Genomic DNA, 24,898 nt, shown 5'->3' on the forward strand with positions numbered 1-24,898 from the left:
TAACGGCAACTTGCATAATTAACCCGTCCACCCGACTTTACCGCGGATAGACGAACCAGCGGCCAGCGAATCGCTCGCAGGCCGATCCACCCGAATCGCGCCAACGACGGCAGCACGTCCGCGGCGCCGAGAGGATGCCATGACAGCCCTGCTCCCGAGAGCCGCGCACCGGACGGGCGGCGCGCCGACGGTACGCCGCCGGCGGGACGACCGCAGAGTCGCCTGGCTCTTCATCGCGCCGGTCCTGATCGGCTTCGCGGTCTTCTACCTCTACCCGACGGTCCGCGGAGTGTGGTGGTCGTTCACCGACTACAGCCTGCTGGGCGACCCGACGTTCGTCGGCATCGAGAACTACACCGCCGTTCTCCAGGACAAGGAGTTCTGGAACTCGATGGGCGTGACGCTCTACTACGTGATCGTCAACGTCACGACGCAGACCGTCCTCGCACTGCTCCTCGCGGCGCTCATGCACCGCCTCACCCGTTCGGTGATGCTGCGGACCACCCTGCTGCTGCCGTGGCTGGTTCCCAACGTCACCGTCGGCCTGGTCTGGCTGTGGCTGCTCGACACCAACCTCGGCTTCGTGAACCACCTGATCACGTCGATGGGCTTCCCCGCGGTCGGCTTCTTCACCAACCCGGCGCTCGGCATCCCTACCATCTCGATCGTCAACACGTGGGCCTTCACCGGCTACACGGCGCTCCTGTTCTACGCGGGGATGCTGCAGATCCCGGCCGATCTGTACGAGAGCGCCTCGCTCGACGGAGCGGGGGAGTGGCGCCTGTTCACCCGCATCACGCTCCCGCTGCTCCGCCCGGTGATGGCCCTCGTGCTCGTGGTCTCGCTGATCGGCTCGTTCCAGATCTTCGACACCGTGGCGATCACGACGAAGGGAGGCCCGGTCAACGCGACACGGGTCATCTACTACTACATCTACCAACAGGCCTTCAACTTCTTCCACATGGGCTACGCCGCGACCATGGCGATCGTCCTGGTGGTCATCCTCGGCGTTCTCACGGCCGTCCAGCTGCGCCTCCTCCGCGCCTCCGAATCCCAGCTCGCCTAGGACCACACCATGACCATGACACGACCCGTGACACCCGTCCTCACTCCCGGCGCGGAGCAGCCCTCCCGTCCCGCGCGCGACACCATCCGCCGCCGCTTTTCGATCGGTCGCGCCCTCGGCTGGGCGGTCCTGATCATCTCGCTCGTCCTGACCCTGTTCCCCTTCTACTGGATGCTGAAGACGGCGCTCACGCCCGCCGCGGACGTCATCCGGGATTCCGGTTCGCTCTTCCCCGGCAGCCCGACCCTGATCAACTTCGCGCGCGTGCTCGGCTTCCTGACGCCGGCGCAGGACCAGGCCGCCGGCGGATCCGGCGCGTCGATCAACTTCCTCCTGTACCTGTGGAACTCGATCATCTACTGCTCCCTCATCGGGTTCTTCCAGACGCTGTTCTGCGCAATGGGAGGGTACGCGTTCGCGCGGCTCCGGTTCCCCGGCCGCAACGCGCTGTTCGCCGTGCTCATCGCCGCGCTCATGGTCCCCGGCATCTTCACGCTGCTGCCGAACTTCGTCCTCGTCCGCGACCTGGGCCTCCTCAACAACATCTTCGGGATGGTCGCGCCGAGCCTGCTGATGACCCCGTTCGCGCTCTTCTTCCTGCGCCAGTTCTTCCTCAACATCCCCGTGGATGTGGAGGAGGCGGCGATGCTCGACGGCGCGGGCAAGGCTCGCGTGTTCTGGCGCATCGCCCTCCCGATGAGCCGCGGTCCGCTCATCACGATCGGCCTCATCACCGTCGTCTGGGCGTGGAAGGACTACCTCTGGCCGCTCCTGATCGGACGCGACGAGAGCGTCCGCACCATGACCGTCGCCCTCGGTGTGTACCTGCAGCAGTCGCCCAACACCCAGCCCGACTGGACGGGACTGATGGCCGGCTCGACGCTGTCCGTCATCCCCGTGCTCATCCTGCTCATCTTCCTCGGCCGGCGGATCGTCGAGTCGCTCAACTTCACCGGCATCAAATGACCAGCCCCACCTTCTGAACCCCCATCCCGATGCACCACCCACACAGAGAGAGAAACCAATGACCAAGGTCCGTCGCGTCGCCGCCATAGCCGTCGCCGCCGCACTGCTCACCGGAGTCACCGCGTGTTCGTCCAGCGGGTCCGGCTCGAACGACAAGGTGACCCTGCAGTACTGGATGTGGGACGACACGCAGGTGCCGGCCTACCAGCAGTGCGCCGAGCAGTTCACCAAGGAGAACCCCAACATCACCATCAAGATCAGCCAGTCGGCCTGGGGCCAGTACTGGACGAATCTCTCCACCCAGATTGCGGCGGGCAGCGCCCCGGACGTGTGGGTGGACCAGGCCTCGTACTATCCGCAGTTCGTGCAGGACAAGCAGATCGTCGACATCCAGCCGATGGTCGAGAAGGACACGGTCGACCTCAGCCAGTACGTCGACGGCCTCGCCGACCTCTGGAAGGTCGGGGACGCCCGCTACGGTCTGCCGAAGGACTGGGACACGATGGGCCTCGTCTACAACAAGGCCGATCTGAAGGCCGCGGGCATCGATGAGGCATCCCTGGCCGACCTCACCTGGAACCCGCAGGACGGCGGCACGTTCGAGCAGACCATCGCCAAGCTGACCGTCGACAAGAACGGCCACAACGGACTCGACCCCGCCTTCGACAAGAACAACGTCAAGGTCTACGGCTTCCTGCCGGAGTGGGCCGACGGCTCGCAGGGCCAGAACGGCTGGGGCAACTTCGCCTACTCCAACGGCTGGACCTACGCGAACAAGAACCCCTTCGGCACGAAGTTCCACTACGACGACTCCAAGCTCACCGAGACCGTCCAGTGGCTCGCCGACCTCTCCGACAAGGGGTACGCCCCGAAGCTCGACGTGCAGTCGACGCTGGCCCGGTCCGAGGTGCTCGCCAACAACGGCGGCGCTCTGACCACCCTCGGCTCATTCAACCTGTCGTCGTACAAGGGCAAGACCGACCAGTTCGGTTTCGCGCCGCTCCCGATCGGGCCCGAGGGCCGGAAGTCCGCGATCAACGGACTCTCCGACGCCATCTACGCGGGGAGCAAGCACAAGGACGAGGCCTGGAAGTGGGTCAAGTACCTCGCCTCGGCGGACTGCCAGAACACCGTCGCGGCCACCGGAGTCGTCTTCCCGGCCATCAAGGAGGCCTCGGAGAAGTCGGCGGAGGTGCGCGAGAAGGACGGCCTGAACGCCAAGGTCTTCCTCGACGAGCAGCAGGCGAAGGACGGCACGTTCATCATCCCGATCAGCTATCACGGCACCGAGATCAGCCAGATCGTTCAGGACGCGATCCAGAGCGTCGCCCTCGGCCAGCAGGACGCGAAGTCCGCGCTGGGCAAGGCGAACGACCAGGTCAACGCGCTGTTCAAGTAGCGCACGGACGGGGCGGCCACCGGGCCGCCCCGCTCCCTCCGACCGGCCCCAGGGCCCTTCCCCAGAAAGCAGAGCATGCTGTACACCTTCGACTTCGCCGGCCTCCGCATCCCGGCCAACGTTTCGGGGCAACCGGAGGCGGTGCCGGGCGGCTTCGTCGTGCCGTCCGGTCCCGTGGCGCTCCTGCATCCTTTCGGCGACACCGAGTTCTACCGGCACGGCTGGAACTCCTGGAGCCCGTCCGGATGGGCGCGAACCGACGGCGAGACCATCGGCATCAAGGACAGCCCGAACAGGCTGCTGACCGCGGACGACGCAGCGAACGAGACCCCGCACAGCCACTCGGGTGCGGCGGTCGGAGCGGTCGCGGGCAGCGACGGTGACGTCCTGCTGCTCGGGGCGCTCGGCCTCGGATCCCCGCGTGTCGGAGCCGACCGCAACGTGCTCTGGGGGCGCGCCGAGGATGACACCGCCGACTGGTTCGTCGCCTACGGTCCCGAGCGGCAGGTGTTCGCCGACTACGCCGATCTGGTGTCGCAGCGCCTCGGCCGGCGGACCGGCCGCGCCGGGACGGTGTGGAGCAGCTGGTACTCCTACTTCGAGGGGATCGACGAGGAGCTCGTCGCCCGGACGGTCACCGACCTCGCCGGGTACCCGTTCGACGTCTTCCAGCTCGACGACGGCTGGGAGCCGATCGTCGGCGACTGGACCGCCGGCCCCAAGTTCCCGTCCGGGATGGGCGCGACCGCCCGCACGATCGCCGACGCCGGATTCACGCCAGGACTCTGGCTGGCGCCGCTGATCGCGCTGCCCGGATCTGAGCTCGCCCGCAGCCGTCCCGACCTGCTCGTGCAGGGGGAGGACGGGCATCCGCTCGTCACCGGCTATAACTGGGGCTCGCACTACTACTCCCTCGACACGACGCAGGACGAGGTCAAGGACCACCTGCGCGAGGTGTTCGAGAGGGTCGTCGGCTGGGGCTACCGCTACCTCAAACTCGACTTCATGTACGCCGGCGCGGTGGCAGGACGGCGCAGCCTTCCGCTTCACCGGGAGGCCGTCTACCGGGAGGCGGTCCAGCACATCCGCTCGGTGGTCGGCGACTCGGTGTACCTGCTGGGATGCGGCGTGCCGATGATCCCGAGCGTCGGCGTCTTCGATGGCGCGCGGGTCGGGCCGGACGTCGGCGCGTTCTGGGACAACGCGGAGCGGGTCGGCGATCCCTCCGGAGTGGGCGCCCGCAATTCGATCGTGTCATCCATCAACCGCACGTGGATGAAGCGGCTCTACGAGGTCGACCCCGACGCCGTGTACTTCCGCAGCATCCGGAGCCTGCTCGACGACGCCGAGCGGCGGGCGCTGCGCGACACGGCCGCCATCCTGGAGTTCCGATCGACCTCCGACCCGATCGCCTGGCTGAACGAGAGCGAACGGGAGCAGCTGACCCGGTACATGCAGGAGACCTCCGTCATCGAGCAGACCGGCAGGTACTCGTTCCGCATCGACGGACGCGATGTGGACCTGACCCCGATCGTGACGGGCACGGCCGTGACCGACGCGGCCTCGCTCGTCGTCTAGACGTGGAGGCACGGCGCCCCTCACTTCCGCCGTGCCTCCACTGCACCCGGCGTGCTTCGCCCACGCCGAATCCGCCCGCGGGGGCTACCGTGGGACAGTGACCACGCAAGATTCCGCGAACAGCGGCCCCGAAACCGTCGACGACGCTCCGACCTTCTCGTCGCTAGGGCTGGACGGGCCCGTCCTGAAGGCACTGAAGGATGTCGGCTACGAGACGCCGTCCGCCATCCAGGCCGCGACCATCCCGCTGCTGCTGGAGGGCCGCGATGTCGTGGGCCTCGCTCAGACGGGAACCGGCAAGACGGCCGCCTTCGCGCTGCCGATCCTTTCGCGCCTGGACCTGACGCAGAAGAGCCCGCAGGCGCTCGTCCTCGCCCCCACGCGTGAGCTCGCGCTGCAGGTGGCGGAGGCGTTCGAGAGCTACGCGACGCACATGAAGGGCGTTCACCTGCTGCCGGTCTACGGCGGGCAGGGATACGGGGTGCAGCTGTCCGCGCTGCGCCGCGGCGTCCACATCGTCGTCGGAACGCCCGGCCGCATCATGGACCACCTGGAGAAGGGGACCCTCGACCTCTCCCAGCTGAAGTACCTGGTGCTGGACGAGGCCGACGAGATGCTGAAGATGGGCTTCGCGGAGGACGTGGAGACCATCCTCGCCGACACGCCGGACGACAAGCAGGTCGCCCTCTTCTCGGCGACGATGCCCGCGCAGATCCGGCGCATCTCCAAGAAGTACCTGCACGACCCCGAAGAGATCACCGTCAAGTCCAAGACGACCACCTCGGCGAACACGACGCAGCGCTACCTCGTCGTCTCGTACTCGCAGAAGGTCGACGCGCTCACGCGCATCCTCGAGGTGGAGAACTTCGAGGGGATGATCATCTTCGTCCGCACCAAGAACGAGACCGAGACGCTCGCGGAGCGGCTTCGTGCCCGCGGCTACTCGGCCGCGGCCATCAACGGCGACGTCGCGCAGGCCCAGCGGGAGCGCACGGTCGACCAGCTCAAATCGGGCAAGCTGGACATCCTGGTCGCCACCGATGTCGCGGCTCGCGGCCTCGACGTCGAGCGCATCAGCCATGTCGTCAACTTCGACATCCCGGTCGACACCGAGTCGTACGTGCACCGCATCGGCCGCACCGGGCGCGCCGGCCGGAGCGGCGCGGCGATCAGCTTCGTGACGCCCCGCGAACGCCGACTCCTGACCGCGATCGAGAAGGCTACCCGTCAGCCGCTCACGCAGATGCAGCTGCCCAGCGTCGACGACGTGAACGTCACGCGCCTCGCCCGTTTCGACGACGCCATCACCCAGGCGCTCGCCCAGGAGGAGCGGATCTCGCGCTTCCGCGACATCATCGCCCACTACGTCGAGCACCACGACGTGCCAGAAGCGGATGTGGCGGCGGCGCTCGCCGTGGTCGCGCAGGGCGACGAGCCGCTGCTGCTCAGCGAACGCGACGAGTTGTCGCAGCCGGTGGAGCGCGAGTCGCGCGGCGACCGGGCCGGCGGCGCCGACCGCGCGGGCGGCCGGGGCGCTCGCGGCGACCGTTCCGACCGTCCGGGGCGCCGGGAGCGGAACGACACGCCCATGGCGCCGTACCGCCTCGAGGTGGGCAAGCGTCAGAAGGTGGAGCCGCGCCAGATCGTCGGTGCGCTCGCCAACGAGGGCGGCCTGAGCCGCGAGGACTTCGGGCACATCCGGATCATGCCCGAGTTCTCCATCGTCGAGCTGCCGGCCGACCTCCCGGGCGACACCCTGTCGCGGCTCTCGGGCACGCGGATCGGCGGCAAGCTCATCCAGCTCCGTCCCGATCGCGGGCGAGGCGCCAGTCGGGCCGGCTCGTGGCAGGACGACGCCCGGCCGCCGCGCAAACCGCGGCGCGGCTGAGAGACGCTAAGGAGCGCCCGCCGCCCTCTTCGGCATAGGATGTCCGTCGCTCGATGCAGGGCGGAAGGCGAGGCGGGTCGGTGGGCGATGAGCGGGTGACGATCGTCGACGTCGCGAACAAGGCCGGCGTCGCGATCAGCTCCGTCTCGAGCGCGCTCAACGGGCGGCCCGGGGTCTCGGACGTCACGCGCGAGCGCATCATCCGGATCGCGTCGGAACTCGGCTTCGTCCCCTCGCTCCGGGCCAAGAGCCTGTCCGGGCGGCGCGCGTTCACCGTCGGGCTCGTCCTGCACCGGGATCCGGATGTGCTCGAGCTCGACCCGTTCTTCGGCGGGTTCATCGGCGGCATCGAGGATGCGATCGATCCCCGCGGGTACGCGCTCGTCCTCCAGATCAGCGCCGAATCCGACAAGGTGCTCCAGCGGTACGAGAAGCTCGCGGCCGACCGTCGCGTCGACGGCGTGTTCATCAACGACCTGGAGGTCGACGACCCGCGCATCGCGTTGGTCCAGCGGCTCGGGCTGCCCGCCGTCGCCATCAACCCGGGCAGCGGCTTCCCGATCCCCGCAGTACGCGAGGACCCCGATGCCGGGATCCGGGCCACCCTCCGGCACCTGGTCGACCTCGGGCACCGGCGCATCGCCTACGTCAGCGGCCGCCCGAACATGACGCACTCGGTGGAGCGCGAGAACTCCTGGCGTGCAGGCCTGCGCGAGCTGGGACTGGAGCCCGGACCGGTGGTCCCCGGCGAGTTCACCTACCTCGGCGGGGCGGCTGCCGCATCCATCCTGCTCGACTCGGCCGACCCTCCCACCGCGGTGATGTGCGCGAACGACCTGTCTGCCATCGGCCTGATCGCCCAGGCGCAGCACCTCGGCGTGGATGTGCCGGGGCAGCTGTCGGTCGCCGGCTTCGACGACATCCGGCTCGGCACCTACGTGCGGCCGTCCCTCACCACGGTGCACACCTCGCCGCGGACGCTGGGAAGGGAGTCGGGCAGGATGCTCGTCGATCTGATCGAGGAGGGCGTCGTCGACGACGTCCGGATCCCCGACGCCGAGATGATCGTCCGCGATTCGACGGGGCCCGCGCGCTCGCAGCGCTGATCGCGATACGGGCGGTCTGCCCGGGCGGCTTGCATTTGCATGCTGTGGCGTGCCACCATGTCGTCACCGAAACGTTTCGGTGATCTGCGGTCGCAGAACCGAAACGTTTTTGTAACCCGAATCACCTGCATACACATCCCGGACTCGACGAGGAGACAACACATGGCAACGAAGAGGTTGCGCGGCGCGACCCTGGGCCGGCGGCTGATCGCCGGCGCGGTCGCCGCCGCCACGATCGGCGCACTCGCCGCCTGCTCCAGCGGCGGCGGATCGACAGATGGAGAGCCGAGCGGGAAGCTGCAGCTTCTCGTCTCAAGCAGCGACGCCACGGACGCCGGCTTCCGGGCGATCAACGAGGCCTTCGAGAAGCAGTACCCGAAGGTGGACGTCGTCTTCTCCACCGTCTCGAACGACAACTACCCCGCGACCAAGTCGTCGCGGCTCACGGCGGGCAACCTCGACCTCTTCGTCGTGAAGGGCCTGATGGAGACGCCGTCGTACGCGAAGGACGCGGCCACCGATGACGCTCGTCTCGCCAAGGCGGGCGGCCTGGTCGACCTCACGGCCGAGTCGTTCCTCAAGCAGTACACGCCGACCCTGCTCGAGACGCAGGCGATCGACGGCAAGCAGTACGCGGTCCCGACCGGCGTCAGCTATTACACCGGCGTCTTCTACAACAAGAAGATCTTCGCCGACAACGGGCTCACCATCCCGACGACCTGGAGCGAGTTCACCGCTGTGGTCGACGCGCTCAAGGCCAAGGGCGTCACGCCGTTCGGCATGGGCGGAAAGGACAGCTGGCCCGCCGGGCTGCCGATGCTCGCCTCCGTCACGGCGAACTACCCGACCCTTGCCGACAAGCAGCAGCTGGCGAAGGACCTCTGGACGAACAAGGCCAAGCTCACGGATCCGACCGAGGTCAAGGTGCTGAAGCAGACCGAGTACGTGCTGCAGAACTCGCAGGAGGGAGCGGCGGGAGCCGACTACACATCCATCCCGTCGGGCTTCGCTGCAGGTGACTTCGCCATGACCGTCGACGGCACCTGGGACCAGCCGACCATCGACGCGGCCGTCGCCAAGAAGTTCGACTACGGGTACTTCCCGTTCCCGGGCTCCGACGACGCGGCGGACAACGCGCTGCTCAACGGCAAGACGGAGCTCCAGCTCGCCGTCCCGACCTCGGCGAAGAACAAGACGGCGGCGCTCGCATGGCTGAAGTTCTTCTCCGACAAGAAGAACTACGAGCTGTTCCTGCAGAAGTCGGGCTTCTCATCGGCCCAGCCCGGAATCTCCACCAGCGCGTTCCTCCAGTCGATCGGCGGCTACACCAAGTCGTACGAGCCCGCCTGGGACCAGGTCTGGTTCGCCAACAACAAGGCGGGCCAGGACGCGGTCTTCCCGTTCAACTACCCGGCGCTGAGCCCGCTCGGCTCCGCAACGCCCGAGCAGGCCGCCGAGGCCGCGCAGAAGGCGTGGTCGGCCGCCGGCTGACCCTCTGCCGGGAGGGTGGCCGACCACGGGCCGGCCACCCTCCCGGGAGTCGAGAGACACATGACTGAATCGTTCCCCTTCCCCCGTCGCACGCCGGTCCGCGTCACCTTCGGGCTCGGGATGCTGCTGCTCGGCATCTTCGGCTTCGTTCCGGCGGTCGGCGTGCTGATCGCCTCGCTCACCGACCTGCGCGGCCTCCCCGGCCTCCCGATCAACTTCGTCGGCCTGCAGAACTACGTCGACTTCTTCTCGCCCGCCAAGTGGGCGGACAGCGCGAACGCCCTGCGCAACACGATCATCTTCGCCGTCGTGAGCACGGCGCTGCAGATCGTCGTCGCCCTGGCCGTCGCGGTGCTCCTCAACCGCCGGCTGAAGGGCCGCGACTTCTACCGGGCCGTGGTGTTCATGCCCACGATCCTGGGCGTGACGGTCACTGGGCTGGTCTGGTCGCTGATCTTCAACGTGAGCGGCGGACCGGCCGCATCCGTGCTCGGCCTCTTCGGCGGCCATTCCGCGTTCTTCGGCGACCCGAAGCTGGCGCTTGCCCTGGTGATCCTCGTCCAGGTGTGGATGGTGCTCGGCGTCTCGGTCATCATCTTCCTGTCCGGCCTCCAGGCCGTTCCGGAGGAGCTCAACGAGGCGGCGGAGATCGACGGGGCGAGCGGCTGGCAGCGCTTCCGCAGCATCACCATCCCCCTGCTGGCGCCGTCCATCACCGCGAACGTCCTGCTGGGCATCGTCAACGCGCTCCAGAGCTACCAGCTCATCTACGTGCTCAGCGGTCCGAACAACCGCTCCACCCAGGTGCTCTCCCTGCTCGTCTACGTGCAGGGCTTCGGCGGCGCCTCGGGGACGACGCTGTCGCAGTCGCAGGGCTATGCGGCGGCCGTGTCGATGGTCCAGTTCTTCCTGGTGGCCATCGTCTCGATCATCGCTCTGCTGATTCTCCGCCGACGGGAGGCGAGACTGTGACGACCACCACCGAACAGGTGACGACCCCGACGACCGAGTCGCTGCAGGAGGCATCCGGCCCACACCGCACCACGGTGTCGCGCCGTCGCCGGCGCCGGCCGATCGGCGCGTACATCTGCGCGCTGATCCTCATGGTCGTGTTCCTCTTCCCGCTGCTGTACCTGCTCAACACCGCGCTGAAGTCGCAGGCCGAGTTCGTCGCGAACCCGGTCGGGATCGTCTCCAACCCGCAGTGGGGCAACTTCGCGACCGCGTGGGAGAAGGGCGATTTCGGCGCGTACATACTGAACAGCGTCCTCTATACGGCGGCCGGGTCGGCGATCGGCACCCTCCTCACCCTGGTGCTGGCGTTCCCCGTCGCACGCGGGTACGTCCGCGGCGCGAAGTACTGGTCCATCGTCTTCGTGCTGGTGCTGTTCCTGCCCAACGCCCTGATCACCCAGTTCCAGCTGCTGCTTCGGCTCGGGCTCTACGACACGCAGCTCGGTTACATCCTGCTGGTCGGTGTGGGTGTCGGCGTCGGGCCCCTGCTGCTGAGCGGGTTCGTGAAGTCCATCCCGCGCGAACTCGATGAGGCGGCCGCGATGGACGGCGTCGGCTACTGGCGCTACCTCTTCACGTTCATCCTGCCGCTGGCCCGTCCGGCGCTGGTGACCGTGTTCATCCTGCAGGCCGTGTGGATCTGGAACGAGATCATCCTCGCGACCGTCCTGCTCGCCGACCCCACCAAGTTCCCGGTGACCGTCGGGCTCTACGCCTTCAAGGGGACGTACGGCAACCAGTGGCCGCTGCTCGCGGCCGCGACTTTCATCGTCGCCGCCCCGCTGATCGTCGGTTACATCTTCATCCAGCGCTACCTGGTCAACGGCGTCGTCGGCGCCGTCAAGGGCTGACCCCGTCCACGCATCACCCCATCCGCTAGAGAGGTCCTGTTGTCCACCACCACCCCCGCCACCGCCGTCGCCATCCCCTATGCACTGGAGCGCATCGGCATCGTCATGGAGCCCGACCCGGCCGACCCGCGCCAGGTCGAGGGTGTGCTGAACCCCGCGACCGTGCAGGACCCGGACGGCACGGTGCACCTCTTCCCGCGGCTGGTCGCCGAGCACAACGTGTCGCGGATCGGGCGGGCGCGCGTCGTCGTGACGGACGGTGTGCCGACCGGCGTCGCGGACCTCGAGATCGCCCTCCAGGCGCAGCGGGGATGGGAGCACGGCACGGCCCACGGCGGCGTGGAGGACCCGCGCATCACCCCGCTGAACGACCTCGGCGTCCACGTGATGAGCTACGTCGCGTTCGGGCCGCTCGGACCGAAGCCGGCTCTCGCCGTGTCGACCGACGGCCGCGAGTGGAGGCGGCTCGGCCCCATCCAGTTCGCCTACGACGACGCCCTCGACACCGACCTCAACCTCTTTCCGAACAAGGACGTCGTGTTCTTCCCGGAGGTCGTGCCCGACCCGGAGGGCCGCCCGAGCTTCGCCATGCTGCACCGGCCCATGTGGGACTTCGGGTTCGTCCGGCCGGACGAGCAGCCGCCGCTTCCGGCGGGCGTGACGGACGACCGGGCGAGCATCTGGATCTCGTACGTGCCGGTGGACGACGCCGTGCAGGACATCACGGCGCTCACCCGTCCCGGCGGCCACCGCTTCGTCGCAGGCCCCGAATACGAGTGGGAGGCCCTGAAGATCGGCGCCGGCCCCGCTCCGCTGCGGGTACCCGAGGGCTGGCTGCTGCTCCACCACGGCGTCACCGGCACCCTGCCGGGCGGATCGTTCGTGCCCCAGGCGTTCACCGTCCGCTACGTGGTCGGCGCCATGCTCCTCGACGCCGACGACCCCTCGCGCGTGCTCGCCCGCACGAGCGAGCCCCTGATGGCCCCGGAGACCGCGGACGAGACCGCGGGAACCGTGGCGAACGTCCTGTTCCCCACGGCGATCGAGAAGATCGACGGAGAGCATGTCGTCTTCTACGGCGCAGCCGACACGCGGATCTGCGTCGCCCGGCTCGTCCGCATCCCCTGACCCACCCCCAGCGAACAAGGAGTCCAACGCAATGACGCGTCATCCCGAAGACCCGAACGCTCCACGTCCAACGCTCCTCCGCCGCTCGCGCCTCTCCGCGTTCGTGGCCTTCCTCGTCGCCGCCCTCCTGAGCGCGGCCGGTTTCGCAGCCCCCGCCCAGGCGGCGGACCTGCAGACAGACGTCTCCACGATCGTCACCCGGCTGCAGGACTACTACCTGAGCCAGGGGGATGAGGTGCAGATCGCCAACGGCATCTACCTGGCGCAGACCAGCAACGCGCTCGATTACGTCGCCTCGCAGAACGCGGACGGCTCGTGGTCCGACGTGAACTACCAGGACACGACGAGTTCGGCGAACGGCAAGACGTGGGATGCCTACAAGGCGCTCTACCGGATGGTCGCCATCGCGCAGGCCTACCGCGAGTCGTCGGCGAAGGGCTACCACGACCCCGCGCTGATCGCCGCTGAGGAGCGCGCGCTCGCGTACTGGGATCAGGCGAACCCGGGGAACACCAACTGGTGGGAGACCGAGATCGGCGAGTCGATCGCGATGGGCCGCATCTCGATCTTCGTCGGCGACGAGCTGAGCGCCGATGCCGCAGCCCTGGCGATCAAGCACAACCAGGGCAGGCTGGACCCGGCCGGGGCGAACGGCGCCTGGCGCACCTCCGACTACCTGTACAAGGCGCTCGCCACCCGCGACGCCGCCGCGATCACGGCGGGATTCGCCACGATGGTGCAGACGGTGGCGGTCGACGACTCCGGCACGGTGCAGGAGGCGGTGCAGCCTGATGCGACGTTCTGGGCGCACGGCGCGCAGCTCTACAGCGAGGGCTACGGGATGGCCCTGTTCACCATGGTGGCGATGTGGGCGGACTCCGCCCGCGGCACGAGCCTGGCCTTCACCCGCGACCAGCTGGACACGATCGCGTTCTACATCGTCGACGGCACCCGCTGGCTGATCCGCGGCGAGATCGAGATGCTGTACCTCCTCTACCGGCCGGCGACCACGGTCGACGGGGTGACCAGCTACGGCGCCGTGTTCCTCGATCCGCTCGACCGGATGGCGCGCACCGACCCGCTCTACGCGACGGCATACCGGCAGATGGCCGACAACATCCGCGGGAAGACGGCCGGCAATGGCGTCACCGGCGACAAGTACTTCTGGCGCTCCGAGTTCTCCTCGCACCAGCGGGCCGACTACGGCATCGTGACCGGTCTGAACTCGAGCCGGACCGTGGGAAGCGAGTACCGCTCCACCCTCCGCAAGGACGTCGGCAACGAGATCGTCTGGAATCGCACGGGCACGACGGCGATCCAGGTGACGAACAAGGAGTACACCGACCTCGGACCGGCGTTCGACTGGTACCACTACCCCGGCACGACCGTGCCCTACGTGAAGGAGACCACGCTCGGCAAGGACGGCCGCTCCGCCAACGGCGGCGCGTTCACCGGCGGCGTCTCCGACGGCACCTACGGCGCGAGCGTGGAGAGCCTCGACCGCGCGGGAACGCAGGCGCAGAAGAGCTACTACTACTTCGACGACGAGATGGTGGCGCTCGGCGCGGGCATCCAGTCGTCCTCGACCGCGCCCATCCACACCACGGTCAACCAGGTCGCCGCGAAGGACAACGCCTCGGTCGACGGCCAGAAGGTCGCTCCCGGCACCGACGGGAAGGTCGTCGCCGATCCGTCGTGGGCGTACAACGACAAGGTCGGGTACGTGTTCCCGTCCGACCAGGCTGTGACCGTGTCCGACAAGACGCAGACGGGCAGTTACTACGGCGACCAGCCGGAGAGCCACGACGCGTTCACGCTGTACTTCGATCACGGGACGAAGCCGAGCGCCGCCGGATACCAGTACATCGTGCTGCCGGCGAAGTCGGCCGCGCAGACCCAGGCCTACGCGGCGAACCCGGCCGTGAAGATCCTCCGCAACGACACCTCGGTGCAGGCGGTGCAGCATCCCGGGCTCAAGCGGACGATGGCGACGTTCTACCGCGCCGGCTCGCTCGACCTCGGCGACGGCCGCACGCTCTCGGTGAGCCAGCCGAGCATCGTGATGCTCGACGAGTCCACCGGCACCCCGGTCCTGAGTCTGTCGAACCCCAGTCAGCCCGGCCTGCTCGTGGATGTGGCGCTGAGCGGAAGCGCGTCGGCGTCGCGCGGCACCTTCGTGCTCGGCGCCGGTGCGAACCTCGGAAAGACCGTCACGGAGCCGCTGGTGGCGGACGACTCGGACGGCTCGCCCTACACGGCGAGCGGTTCGGTCGCGGGCCACGGCCCCTCGCGTGCGGGTGACGCCGACCAGACGACCGCGTGGCAGTCGTCCGGTGCGGCGCCATGGCTGAGCCAGCGGCTCGCCGCCGGCACCTACGCCATGGGCGCGGACATCGACTGGGGCGCCGACTACGCCACGCGCTTCCTCATCCAGACCTCTCTGGACGGGACGACCTGGACCGACCAGTCGCTGGTGCAGAACGGCACGGGAGGACACCAGCACGTCGACTTCCCGGCGGTCGCGGCGAACTTCGTCCGCATCCTGCCCTTGGACGGACCGGGAGGCGGCTCCTACACGGTGACCGAGTTCTCCGCGTTCGCCCGCGCGAACCTCGCGCTCGGCGCGCCGACTACCGCCTCGGACGGGACGAGTCCGGCGAGCGCGACCGACGGGAACGCGACCACCCGCTGGATCGCCGACAGGACCGGATCGCCGGATACCTCGTGGCTCCAGGTCGACCTCGGCAGCGTCCGGAAGATCGGCGCGGTCAGGTTGTTCTGGGAGGCGTCCTACGCCAGCCAGTACAAGATCCAGGTCTCGGATGACGGCAGCACCTGGCGCGACGCCTACACGACGCCGGCCGCCGGAAGCGATGGCGGCACGGACCTCGTCGCGCTCAACGCGACAGGACTCTACGTCCGGATGCAGACCGTGAAGCGGGCGCTCACCACCTACGGCGTCTCGGTGTGGGAGTTCGAGGTGTTCGGCGACAGTGCCATCACCACCGCACCGGTGACCACGGGGCGCGTGAACCTCGCTCTCGGGAAGCCCACCACCGCCGACAGCGTGTACAACAACCTCGCGAACGTGCAGGCGCCGGCGGCGACGGACGGCTCGAAGACCACCAAGTGGTCTTCCGCCCGGCCCTCCGGCACGGCGCCGTACACCAACCGCAACTGGCTGCAGGTCGACCTGGGCACGGTCCGTCCGGTGTCTCAGGCGGTCGTCGAGTGGGAGAGCGGCAACTCCACCGACTACCAGCTCGAGGGATCGGTGAACGGCAGCGACTGGACGCCGCTGGCGCGCGTGCAGAACACCGGCACCGCCGACCACCGCCGCGACAGCACCTCGTTCCGGACGGCAGAGGCACGGTACGTCCGCGTCATCGGGTCGCCGGCGACCAAGTACGGACTCAACATCTGGGAGTTCGAGGTCTACGGCGGATACAGCCTGGCGTGCCCGGCGCCGGTGAACGCGGACAGGGACAGCACCGCCACCCTCGCCGCGACCGTCACCCCGCTCGTCGACGGCGACTCCTTCACGGCGTACTCGCTCGACCCGTCCGTCGCGGCGGTGGCGTCCGCACCCCAGGCGGCCGCCGATGGGACGGTCTCCGTCGGCCTGAAGACCGGGGCGCCCGGCAGCACGTCCATCGTGCTCGTGCACAGTGCAGGGGACGAGTTCGTCCGCTGCCCGGTCACGGTGGCGGTCGACAAGAGCGCACTGCAGGCACAGGTGGATCGGGCAAACGGTCTCGACAGCACGGTGTACACGCCGGCCACCTGGTCGCCCGTGCTGCCCGCGCTGGAGGCTGCGAAGGCGACGCTCACGGCCGCTGACGCCACCCAGCCCGCGATCGACGCGAGCACCGCTGCGCTGAAGGCGGCTCTCGACGGTCTGCGCGCCACCGCCGTCGTCAGCGCACCCGCTGTCAGCACGACGTGGGGGACGGCGGCGACGGTCACCGTCACGGTCACGTCACCGCTCCCGGTGACCGGAAAGGTCGCTCTCACCGAGGGCGACAAGGACCGTGGGGTCGCATCCCTGACGGGCGGGGTCGCCACGTTCACCCTGCCGCCCGGTCTCGCAGCGGGTGACCACGTGCTGACCGCGACCTACAGCGGGAGTGACACGGTCGCCGGTGCCAGCACGACACTCACCGTCACGGTGGTACTGCCTGCCGCCTGGAGCAAGACGACGTCGTACAAGACGGGCGACATCGTCAGCTACAAGGGTTCCGTCTACAAGGCGGGGTGGTCCACGAGGGGCGAGCAGCCCGGGCTCAGCAACACCGGAGCCTGGCAGGAACTGGCGATGACCGAGAGCGGAGCCGCCGCGTGGACGCCGTCCCGCGTCTTCGCCGCAGGCGACACCGTCGTGTACCAGGGCAAGACCTTCCTGGCCGGCTGGTACAGCCGCGGCGATGTCCCCGGGTCGGTGACGGGACCCTGGCAGGAGATGGCCACCGCACCGGACGGCACCGCGCTGTGGACGCCGTCGCGCATCTTCTCCGCGGGAGACCGGGCCACCTATAAAGGCGTCGTCTATGTCGCGAAGTGGTGGACCCGCAACCAGGCTCCGGGTGATGCCAACGGCCCGTGGGCCGTGGCGCGGTAACGGAGGGGGCGCCGAGGTGGGAGCCGGTTCGGGTCCGGATCCCGCCTCGGGTGCCGTCCCCGTTCCGGGTGAGCGGCGCATCACCATCGCCGACGTCGCAGCCCGGGCCGGCGTCTCCAAGAGCGCCGTCTCGTTCGTCTTCAACGGTCGAAGCGGGCTCAGCCAGGTGACGACCGACCGCATCGTCCGGGCGGCGCGAGAGCTCGGCTGGCGTCCGAACTCCCGCGCCCGGGCGCTCTCGACGCGCCGGCCGCGGAGTGCGGGCGTGGTGATCCGCACAGACAGTTCGGGAGCGGACGCCGATCTGGCCGGGTTCCTCTACGGGCTCGGGGATGCGCTCGCCGCGACCGGCGCCGTCCTCGTCGTCCGCGTCGTCACGGCGGGCGTGGAGGAGCAGGAGGTCTACTCCGCCTTCGCGCGTGACTCCCAGGTCGACGTCGCCCTTCTCCTCGGCATGCGGATCGGCGACGAGCGTCCGGACGTTCTGACGGCTCTCGGTCTGCCGTTCGTGGTGGCCGACGATGCGGGGGAGCCCGAGGCCGACGCGGAGGGGATGCGGCTGGCGATCCGTCACCTGCACGAGCTGGGCCACCGGCGGATCGCTCTGGTCGCCGACGGGTCGCTCGCCCGCTCGGTCCGACGGACAGCCGCATTCGCCGAGGAGTCCTGCCTCCTCGGCCTGGACGCCCGCGTGGTTCGTGCCGACTCGTCGCCGCCCTCGGTGGCGGTCGCCACAGTGCGTCTCCTCGATGGAGGGGCCGCGCCGACCGCCATCCTCTATGAGAGCGGCATCCTCGCCGTCGGCGGGATGCAGGCTGCCCAACGTCGGGGCATCGCCGTCCCGCAGGAGCTGTCGGTCGTCGCGCTCGACGACGGCCCGATCGCCCTCGCGACCACGCCCTCCCTCTCGGCCGTGCGCAACGACGCCGAGGCCTGGGGCCGGGCGTGCGGACGCCTCCTGGCCGACCGCATCGGCGGTGGAGAACCCCACGAACCCACGCTTCTTCCCCGGGAACTCGTCGCGCGGGGGAGTACCGGCCCGCCACCCCATCCACTCGACCACGAAAGGTCCCGCTGATGCCCCGTCTCGTCGCCTTCGATCTAGACGACACCCTCGCCCCGTCGAAGTCGCCCGTCCACCCGCGGATGGCCGCGCTGCTCGGACACCTCCTCGAGGTGAAGGAGGTGTGCGTGATCTCCGGAGGCCGGTTCGAGCAGTTCCGGGACCAACTGCTGTCCCGCCTGCCCGCGTCGGCGCCGCTGGAACGCCTCCACCTCATGCCGACCTGCGGTACGCGCTACCTGAACTGGGACGGAGCCCGCTGGCGCCTCCGGTACGCCGAGAACCTGAGCGACGCCGAACGGGAGGAAGCGCTTGCCGTCGTCGAGGAGGAGGCGTCCCGCCTCGGATTGTGGGAGGCGGGCACGTGGGGGCCGGTCATGGAGGACCGCGGCTCGCAGATCACGTTCTCCGCGCTTGGCCAGTTCGCCCCCGTCGCCGAGAAGTCCGCCTGGGATCCGGCCGGAATGCGGCGCAGCAGTCTGCGCACGGCAGTGCAGTCCCGGCTGCCCGGACTCGAGGTGCGCGCGGGCGGTTCGACCAGCATCGACATCACGCGCCGTGGCGTGGACAAGGCCTACGGGATGAGGAGGCTCGCGGCGATCACGCACATCCCGTTCTCGGACATGCTCTTCGTCGGGGACCGTCTCGACCCGGACGGCAACGACTACCCGGTGCTCGCGCTCGGCATCCCGACGCGTGCCGTGAGGGACTGGACGGAGACCGCGGCGCTCATCGAGGAGGTGATCGCCGCGGCGTGATTGGCGGGGCGCCCTCAGGCCGGCTCCACCGCCCCGGCGGCCGAGAGGTAGGCTTCGCCGTCGAAGTCGTCGAAGAGCACGCTCTGGGTGACATAGCCCTGCAGCATCCCGACGTAGAGCGGCGCGAACCGGCGGGCCAGCGCGGCCGCGTCGTCGTCGCCGAGCCCGCGAGTGCGGGCGTACCAGGCGGTGAGATGCGAGGTGAACAGCTCCCTGGCGCGGTGCCCGATGGTGCGCGCGACGCCGCCCAGCTCGGGATTGACCGGGACCTGGCCCCAGATCTGCACCAGGAGCTGGAGCTCCCCGACCTGGGAGGTGAGCCCGCCGATCACGGTGCGGAGGACGTCGCCGGGGGACGGCAGGTGGCCGGTCGCGCGCTCCTGCGCCAGCTCGAGGAAGCGCGCGTCGAGGATCTCGCTGACGGCGATCTCGATCAGCTCGTCCTTGCTCTTGTAGTGGCCGTAGATCGCGCCGGCGGAGAGCCCTGACTCCTCGATGATGTCGGCCATCGAGGTGGCTGCGAATCCGGTCTGCGCGAAACGGCGGAGCGCAGCCTGAACGATCTGCTTCTTGCGCGCCGCCCGGTGTTCTTCCGTGACCTTCGGCATGCCACCCTCCTCGACCAAAACGAATGCTCGTTCTTGACACTATCGAACGCTGCTCCTCATAATAAAGAACGATCATTCGCTTTTTTTGGAGCCGCTCATGTCGCACAGCACGCTGACCACACCGCCCGACCTCGCGCCACCCACGCCTCCGTCGTCGACTCCTTCCGTCATCCCGCACACCCCTTGGGCGCGATCCGTCCTTCTCGCTCTCGGCGCGGCGGCAGCGGTGGTCGTCGTGCTGCTCGCCTTCCTGTGGCCGACCATCACCTCGTCCGTGAGGGACCTCCCCATCGCCGTGACCGGTGACTCCGCTCAGACGGCTCAGGTGGAGAAGCAGCTCGAGACGGCGGGAGACGGCGCGTTCTCGGTCACCACGACAGCATCGCGTGACGAGGCGGTGCGGCTCATCAAGAGCCGTGAGTTGTACGGCGCGATCGTGCTCGGATCGAAGCCGGAGGTCCTGACCGCGAGCGCGGCCGGCGCTGCGCCCGCGCAGATCATGAGCCAGCTGGCCGCGAACCTCCAGAAGCAGGCGAATGCGCAGGCCCAGGCCGCGGTGCAGAAGGCGATCGCCGCGGGCACGGCGCCCGCGGGCACGACCGCTCCGGAGATCACGGTGACGGTGACCGACGTCGTCCCTCTGCCTGCGGGTGACCCCCGGGGACTCGGGATCACGGCAGCCTCGTTCCCCCTCGTCCTCGGCGGGGTGCTCGGCGGCGTGCTGATCTCGCTCCTGGTCGCCGGGAGCTGGCGGCGCCTCGTCGCCGTCGTCGTCTACTCGGCGGCGGCCGGACTCGGCGTCGCCGCGATCATGCAGAGCTGGTTCGGTGTGCTCCAGGGCGACTTCGGTCTGAATGCGCTCGCCATCGCACTCTCGATGTTCGCCACGGCGGCGTTCATCGTGGGGATGAACGCCCTGATCGGCAGGGCGGGGATCGCCGTCGGGGCCGTGCTCACGATGCTCGTAGGGAATCCGCTCTCGGCGGCCACCCAGCCCGTGCAGTTCCTCGCCGGGCCGTGGGGCGCCATCGGTCAGTGGTTCGTGCCGGGAGCCTCCGCAACGTTGGTGCGCGACCTGAGCTACTTCCCCGACGCGGACGCCTCGTTCCCGTGGCTGGTGCTCGTCGGCTGGGCCGCAGCCGGACTCATCGCGATGCTCGCCGGTCACTTCCGCAATCAGGAGGTCACCGAGGCGGCTGCCTGAGCAACGTTCGCGGGGGACACGGGACCGGCCTGGTCGCTATCCTCGACGCATGACCGCCCGGATCGCGAACGTGACGTTCTTCGCCGAGAATCCCACCGAGCTGGCGCGCTTCTGGAGCGCCGTGATGGGCTACCCGGAACCCACCGGCTGGGATCCGGAGGACGTGGCAGAGCTCAAGGCCTCCGGGATGACCGACGAGGAGATCGCGGATCGCGCCGAAGCGTGGGATCAGAATCCGGCGCATCAGCGGTTCTACTTCAGCCGGTATCGGCACGAGCGACGGCAGCGCAACCGCGTGCACCTCGACATCACGCCGTTCGACGACCGCCGCGCGTCGCGTAAGGAGCTGGAAGCGGAGCGCGATCGCCTGATCGCCCTCGGCGCCACCAAGGAGAAGACGCTCCTCGGGTACTGGGGTCCCTACGAGGAGTTCGTGATCATGATGCGCGACCCGGAGGGCAACGAGTTCTGCCTGCAGTAGTTCCGCGTCGGTGAGTCGAGCTGCGCTTACGGGCGCACCGGCGTGGCCGCGTCGTTTCCGACGACGGTGCGCCAGGGGCGGGCGGTCCACGATCGGACGACGCCCTCCGTGACGTACGGATCGACGGCGGCGAAGGAGCGCGCGGTCTCGAGCGCGTCCTCGCCGGTGAAGATCAGGAGGCCGGTGAACGGACCATCCCCGGCGGCGCCTCCGAGCAGAAGCTCTCCGCGCTCGACGGCGGCCCACGCTGCTGCGAGATGAGCCGAGCGGTGCGCCTCCCGGGCGGTCAGGTAGTCGTCGCCGTAGGTGTACTCGAGCACGGCATGCATACGTCTCTTCCTCTCTGCCCACGGTCGGCTGCTGCGATCGAGCCTATCGAGGCGAGGTCGCAGAGAATCGAATCAGGAGCCGCTCCGACGGTCGCCGACGTACGCCGTCATGCGAATGGAGACCAGCACGTCGGGGATCACGGCGCCGAGTTTCGCCGCATACCGAGCGGGCGGCTCGCTCGGGAACCACGATCGGTACTCCTCGTTCATGCCGGCGAAGTCGGCCGGGTCGCTGAGGAGGATCCCCACTTCGACGACGTCGTCCAAGGTGGCATCGGCCGCCGCGAGAACGGCGCGACAGTTGGCGAGAGCCTGCCGCGTCTGCTCCTGGATCGTGGGGCCGGCGGGTCTCCCGGTGTTCACGTCGACCCCAACCAGGCCCGAGATGTAGATGAGGCTCCCCGCCTTCACGCCTTGGCTGTAGAACGGGGAGCTCGGTGCATGCGGGGTGCTGATCAGTTCGCGCATGCGCTCACTATGGCTCGTGGCGCCCGCGGCGGCCAGGGGGAGACGAGCGCCCCGGCGGGATGGCCGGGGCGCTCGTCTCGGATGGGCGGTCGCCTTACTTCAGCGGGCCGTAGAGCGGCGCGGTCGCCCGCGCGTGCGTCGCCTGCTCGAACGCGTAGGCCAGGCCGATGATGCCGCTCTCGTCGTAGTCGCGCCCGAGGAACTCGAGGTTGACGTTGGCGCCGACGACGGGGTTCGTTCCGTCGGTGGCGACGGCCTGCCCCATCGGCACCGTGATGGCGGGCATCCCGGTGTTGGGGCTGAGACGCATGTTCGTGCTGATGGTGCTGTACGGGGATCCGCTCGGATACACCAGCGAGTCCAGCGCGTTGTCGTTCATCAGCTGCGTCACGGTCGCGTTGCCGGTGGCGATCGCCGCGGTGTGCGTGCCGGTCGGGCCCGCCCACGCCTGGTACTGCGCGTCGGTCACGTTGTTGCGCGAGGTGTAGATGCTGTTGCGGGAGGTGACGTTGCGCCCGCTGGCCAGGATGTCGTCGATCGACCGCGCGGTGACGTTCGGGGCCAGGTGGTTCTGGATGTAGACGTTCAGGTCGTGCTTGAACTCGTTGGTGCTGCCGCTTCCCTCGTTCAGCGTCGCCGTGAAGGCGGCGGGAACGGTGGAGATCTCGACGACCGTCGCCCCCTGCGCTTCCAACTTCGCCTTCGCGTCCGCCCAGAGCCGGAGGACCGTCGCATTGCTGCCGAGCATGGAGGTGACGATGCCGATCCGCTTGCCCTTCAGCGCCGTCGGGTCGAGCGCCGCGGTGTACGAGGCCGGCACGTGGCCCTGCTGCTCCGCCGTGATCGGGTCGGCCGCGTCCACTCCGGTGACGGCGTCGAGCGCGACCGCCGCGTCGGTGACGCTGCGGGCGATCGGGCCGCCGGTGTCCTGGCTGAGGGCGAGCGGGATGATGCCGTCACGGCTGGTGAGGCCGACGGTGGGGCGGATGCCGACCAGCGAGTTGTAGGTCGACGGCACACGGATCGAGCCTCCCGTGTCGGTGCCGAAGCCGATGCCCGCCAGGTTCGCCGCGATAGCCGCGCCCGTCCCGCCGCTGGAGCCTCCGGCGGTCTTCGTGGTGTTCAGGGGGCTGGCGACGAGCAGCGTCTTGCCCGGGTCCTGGAACGAGGAGAACTCGGAGACGAACCCGTACGCGAACTCGTCCAGGCTGGCCTTCGCGAGGATGACGGCCCCTGCCGAGCGGAGGTTCTTCACCATGGTCGCGTCGTCGCTCGTCTGGTTGGCGTCCCAGCAGCCGCATCCACCGGTCGTGGGCATGTCGGCGGTGTCGTAGTTGTCCTTGACGGCGATCGGGACGCCCAGCAGCATGCTCGTCATCCCCCTCTGCGCACGGGTGGCGTCGGCCTGCGCCGCGATCGTCAGCGCCTGCGCGTTCGTCGAGATGATCGAGTTGAGCGCTCGCCCGCCGGCCCCCGGGTCGACCACGGTCCGGTCGAGCGCGGCGATCCGGTCGAGGTACTCCTGCGTGATCTTCACGGAGGTGGTGACGCCGGCGTTCATGGCGGCCTGCATGTCGAGAGCGGAGGCCTCGACCAACTCGAACGGTCCGTCGTCGTAGATCATCCGCTGCGACAGGGCCACGACGTCCTTGACGGTGATGACGCCGTCCGTGTCGGAGTCGGCAACCGCGACGGTGGACCAGCTCGCCGATGCAGGAGTGGCGCCGAGGTGGTCGGTCAGCACGTCGAGGTCGGCCTTCGTGACCTGCTTGTCCCCGGTCAGGTCGAGAGCCGTGTAGTACGGCGCCAGGAACGGCTCGGCGGCGCTCGCCGCGGGGGCCGCTGCGGCAGGTGCGACGACGGCGCCGGTGGCGACGAGGGCGGCCAGGGCAGCGGCCGCGCCGACGGTGGTCGTGGCGCGGCGGGCAGTGGTTCGGGTGTGCATGGCGGAGGCGCTCCTCTGGGCGGTACGGCGGGCGATCATCGGGCTTCTCCCGCACGGCGGCGGCGGACTGCGATCAGGACGACGGCCGCCCCGAGCGCGACCAGCACGGTGCCGGCGATCAGGTACGGAGCGACATCGGAGCCGGTCGAGGCCAGGTCATCCGCGGAGGTGGATGCGGACGAGCTCGTCGCCGCGCCCGAGCCGGAGCCCGAGCCCGAACCAGGCGAGGACCCGGTCGACGGACCGCCGCCTGTGGGCGGCCCCGGGACAGAGGCGGGCGAGACGACAACGGCTGGGCTCACGGCGGCGTTCGACAGCGGCGTCACGGCCGATGCGGGGTCCACCAGCGAGAGCGAGCGGAGCGTGAACGCCGTCGAGCCCGCGGCCTTCGCGGTGAACGTCAGGGTGTACGCGATGGTGCCGGAGAGCGCGGGGGAGGTGCCGAGCCGCGTGTAGACGACATCGACGGTGCCCGAGGAGGTGGTGACGGCGTCGTATCCTCCGGCCGGGACGACCGCGCTGCCGTCGACATACGCGACAACGGCGGGGTCGAACGCGAGCACCGCTTCGTAGCCGAAGACGTCGGTCGCGCCGGTCAGGGTCACGGTCACGGTGAACGAGTCGCCGGCCGTGACGGCGGACGGCGCGGAGACCGTTACGCCGGTCACCGCGGGTGCCGCGACAGCGGGCGCCGCAGCGCCGACCGCGAGGCCGAGGCCGGCGAGCGCGGCCGCCGCGACGGCGAGGAGGCGCACGAGTCGCCTGGGGGTGTGATGCATCGGGATGGTGCCTTCCTGAGCGGGCGAGGGGAGTCGCGGGCGGGTGGGGTCGGCGATGCGACCGCCGTCAGCGGCAGGAAGGGGAGACTCGCGGCGTCGAGGAGCACCACCGGCGAACGGTCCAGTGCCGGCCTCGGGGGTGGGCCGGCGGCTGAGAG

Annotated in this window: 20 protein-coding genes; 15 read left to right on the forward strand and 5 right to left on the reverse strand. The window is 69.3% G+C overall.

What is annotated here, in order from left to right; all coding sequences use genetic code 11:
* Positions 1-139 precede the first annotated feature (139 nt).
* The 13 genes from J2Y42_RS06865 to J2Y42_RS06925 all read left to right on the forward strand — a co-directional run bounded on the left by J2Y42_RS06865 (position 140) and on the right by J2Y42_RS06925 (position 18,926).
* Positions 140-1,066, forward strand: coding sequence for a sugar ABC transporter permease (locus tag J2Y42_RS06865; RefSeq protein ID WP_309856139.1), 927 nt, complete (start codon positions 140-142; stop codon positions 1,064-1,066).
* A gap of 9 nt (positions 1,067-1,075) precedes the next feature.
* Complete coding sequence (locus tag J2Y42_RS06870) at positions 1,076-2,032, forward strand: carbohydrate ABC transporter permease (RefSeq protein ID WP_309856140.1); 957 nt, start codon at positions 1,076-1,078, stop codon at positions 2,030-2,032.
* Positions 2,033-2,090: 58 nt separating this feature from the next.
* Positions 2,091-3,431, forward strand: a complete 1,341-nt coding sequence (locus J2Y42_RS06875; RefSeq protein WP_309856142.1) for a sugar ABC transporter substrate-binding protein — start codon at positions 2,091-2,093, stop codon at positions 3,429-3,431.
* Positions 3,432-3,506: 75 nt separating this feature from the next.
* Positions 3,507-5,009 (forward strand): alpha-galactosidase, encoded by a 1,503-nt coding sequence (locus tag J2Y42_RS06880; RefSeq protein WP_309856143.1) that lies wholly within the window; start codon positions 3,507-3,509, stop codon positions 5,007-5,009.
* A 97-nt stretch (positions 5,010-5,106) separates the two neighbouring features.
* Positions 5,107-6,897 (forward strand): DEAD/DEAH box helicase, encoded by a 1,791-nt coding sequence (locus tag J2Y42_RS06885; RefSeq protein ID WP_309856145.1) that lies wholly within the window; start codon positions 5,107-5,109, stop codon positions 6,895-6,897.
* Between the two features lie 95 nt (positions 6,898-6,992).
* Complete coding sequence (locus J2Y42_RS06890) at positions 6,993-8,003, forward strand: LacI family DNA-binding transcriptional regulator (RefSeq protein WP_309856146.1); 1,011 nt, start codon at positions 6,993-6,995, stop codon at positions 8,001-8,003.
* A gap of 162 nt (positions 8,004-8,165) precedes the next feature.
* Positions 8,166-9,494 (forward strand): extracellular solute-binding protein, encoded by a 1,329-nt coding sequence (locus tag J2Y42_RS06895; RefSeq protein WP_309856147.1) that lies wholly within the window; start codon positions 8,166-8,168, stop codon positions 9,492-9,494.
* Positions 9,495-9,554: 60 nt separating this feature from the next.
* Entirely contained in the window at positions 9,555-10,466 is a 912-nt protein-coding gene (locus J2Y42_RS06900; protein WP_309856148.1) for a sugar ABC transporter permease, read from the forward strand.
* Positions 10,463-11,359 (forward strand): carbohydrate ABC transporter permease, encoded by an 897-nt coding sequence (locus tag J2Y42_RS06905; RefSeq protein ID WP_309856150.1) that lies wholly within the window; start codon positions 10,463-10,465, stop codon positions 11,357-11,359. The genes J2Y42_RS06900 and J2Y42_RS06905 overlap by 4 nt, the downstream gene beginning before the upstream one ends.
* Before the next feature lie 39 nt (positions 11,360-11,398).
* Complete coding sequence (locus tag J2Y42_RS06910; protein ID WP_309856151.1) at positions 11,399-12,487, forward strand: glycosidase; 1,089 nt, start codon at positions 11,399-11,401, stop codon at positions 12,485-12,487.
* A 31-nt stretch (positions 12,488-12,518) separates the two neighbouring features.
* Positions 12,519-17,105 (forward strand): polysaccharide lyase family 8 super-sandwich domain-containing protein, encoded by a 4,587-nt coding sequence (locus tag J2Y42_RS06915; protein ID WP_309856152.1) that lies wholly within the window; start codon positions 12,519-12,521, stop codon positions 17,103-17,105.
* Positions 17,074-18,183 carry a LacI family DNA-binding transcriptional regulator gene (locus J2Y42_RS06920; RefSeq protein ID WP_309856154.1) on the forward strand — a complete coding sequence of 370 codons (1,110 nt, stop codon included), beginning with the start codon at positions 17,074-17,076 and terminating at the stop codon, positions 18,181-18,183. Before J2Y42_RS06915 ends, J2Y42_RS06920 begins: the two co-directional genes overlap by 32 nt.
* Positions 18,183-18,926: an HAD-IIB family hydrolase gene (locus tag J2Y42_RS06925; RefSeq protein ID WP_309856156.1), complete on the forward strand. Its 744-nt coding sequence runs from the start codon at positions 18,183-18,185 to the stop codon at positions 18,924-18,926. Before J2Y42_RS06920 ends, J2Y42_RS06925 begins: the two co-directional genes overlap by 1 nt.
* Positions 18,927-18,940: 14 nt before the next feature.
* Here the strand turns inward: J2Y42_RS06925 and J2Y42_RS06930 are convergent, their stop codons facing one another.
* Positions 18,941-19,534 (reverse strand): TetR/AcrR family transcriptional regulator, encoded by a 594-nt coding sequence (locus J2Y42_RS06930; RefSeq protein WP_309856158.1) that lies wholly within the window; start codon positions 19,532-19,534, stop codon positions 18,941-18,943.
* Between the two features lie 97 nt (positions 19,535-19,631).
* Here J2Y42_RS06930 and J2Y42_RS06935 point away from each other — a divergent pair, with 97 nt between their 5' ends.
* Together J2Y42_RS06935 and J2Y42_RS06940 are read left to right on the forward strand one after the other, a co-directional pair.
* Entirely contained in the window at positions 19,632-20,738 is a 1,107-nt protein-coding gene (locus tag J2Y42_RS06935) for an ABC transporter permease (RefSeq protein WP_309856159.1), read from the forward strand.
* Between the two features lie 49 nt (positions 20,739-20,787).
* On the forward strand, positions 20,788-21,219 hold the full coding sequence (locus tag J2Y42_RS06940) for a VOC family protein (RefSeq protein ID WP_309856162.1): 432 nt from the start codon (positions 20,788-20,790) through the stop codon (positions 21,217-21,219).
* 26 nt (positions 21,220-21,245) lie between these two features.
* On the opposite strand, the gene J2Y42_RS06945 is transcribed toward J2Y42_RS06940, so the two are convergent.
* From J2Y42_RS06945 to J2Y42_RS06960, 4 genes are all read right to left on the reverse strand, one after another.
* A complete protein-coding gene (locus tag J2Y42_RS06945) occupies positions 21,246-21,548 on the reverse strand; it encodes a YciI-like protein (protein WP_309856163.1) in 303 nt (100 codons plus the stop codon).
* Between the two features lie 72 nt (positions 21,549-21,620).
* On the reverse strand, positions 21,621-22,016 hold the full coding sequence (locus J2Y42_RS06950; protein ID WP_309856165.1) for a RidA family protein: 396 nt from the start codon (positions 22,014-22,016) through the stop codon (positions 21,621-21,623).
* A gap of 94 nt (positions 22,017-22,110) precedes the next feature.
* Entirely contained in the window at positions 22,111-23,961 is a 1,851-nt protein-coding gene (locus J2Y42_RS06955; RefSeq protein ID WP_309856167.1) for an amidase family protein, read from the reverse strand.
* Positions 23,962-23,996: 35 nt separating this feature from the next.
* Positions 23,997-24,740 carry a cohesin domain-containing protein gene (locus J2Y42_RS06960; protein WP_309856168.1) on the reverse strand — a complete coding sequence of 248 codons (744 nt, stop codon included), beginning with the start codon at positions 24,738-24,740 and terminating at the stop codon, positions 23,997-23,999.
* Positions 24,741-24,898 lie beyond the last annotated feature (158 nt).

Origin of the sequence: Leifsonia sp. 1010 (assembly GCF_031455295.1) — a bacterium.
Lineage (GTDB): Bacteria > Actinomycetota > Actinomycetes > Actinomycetales > Microbacteriaceae > Leifsonia.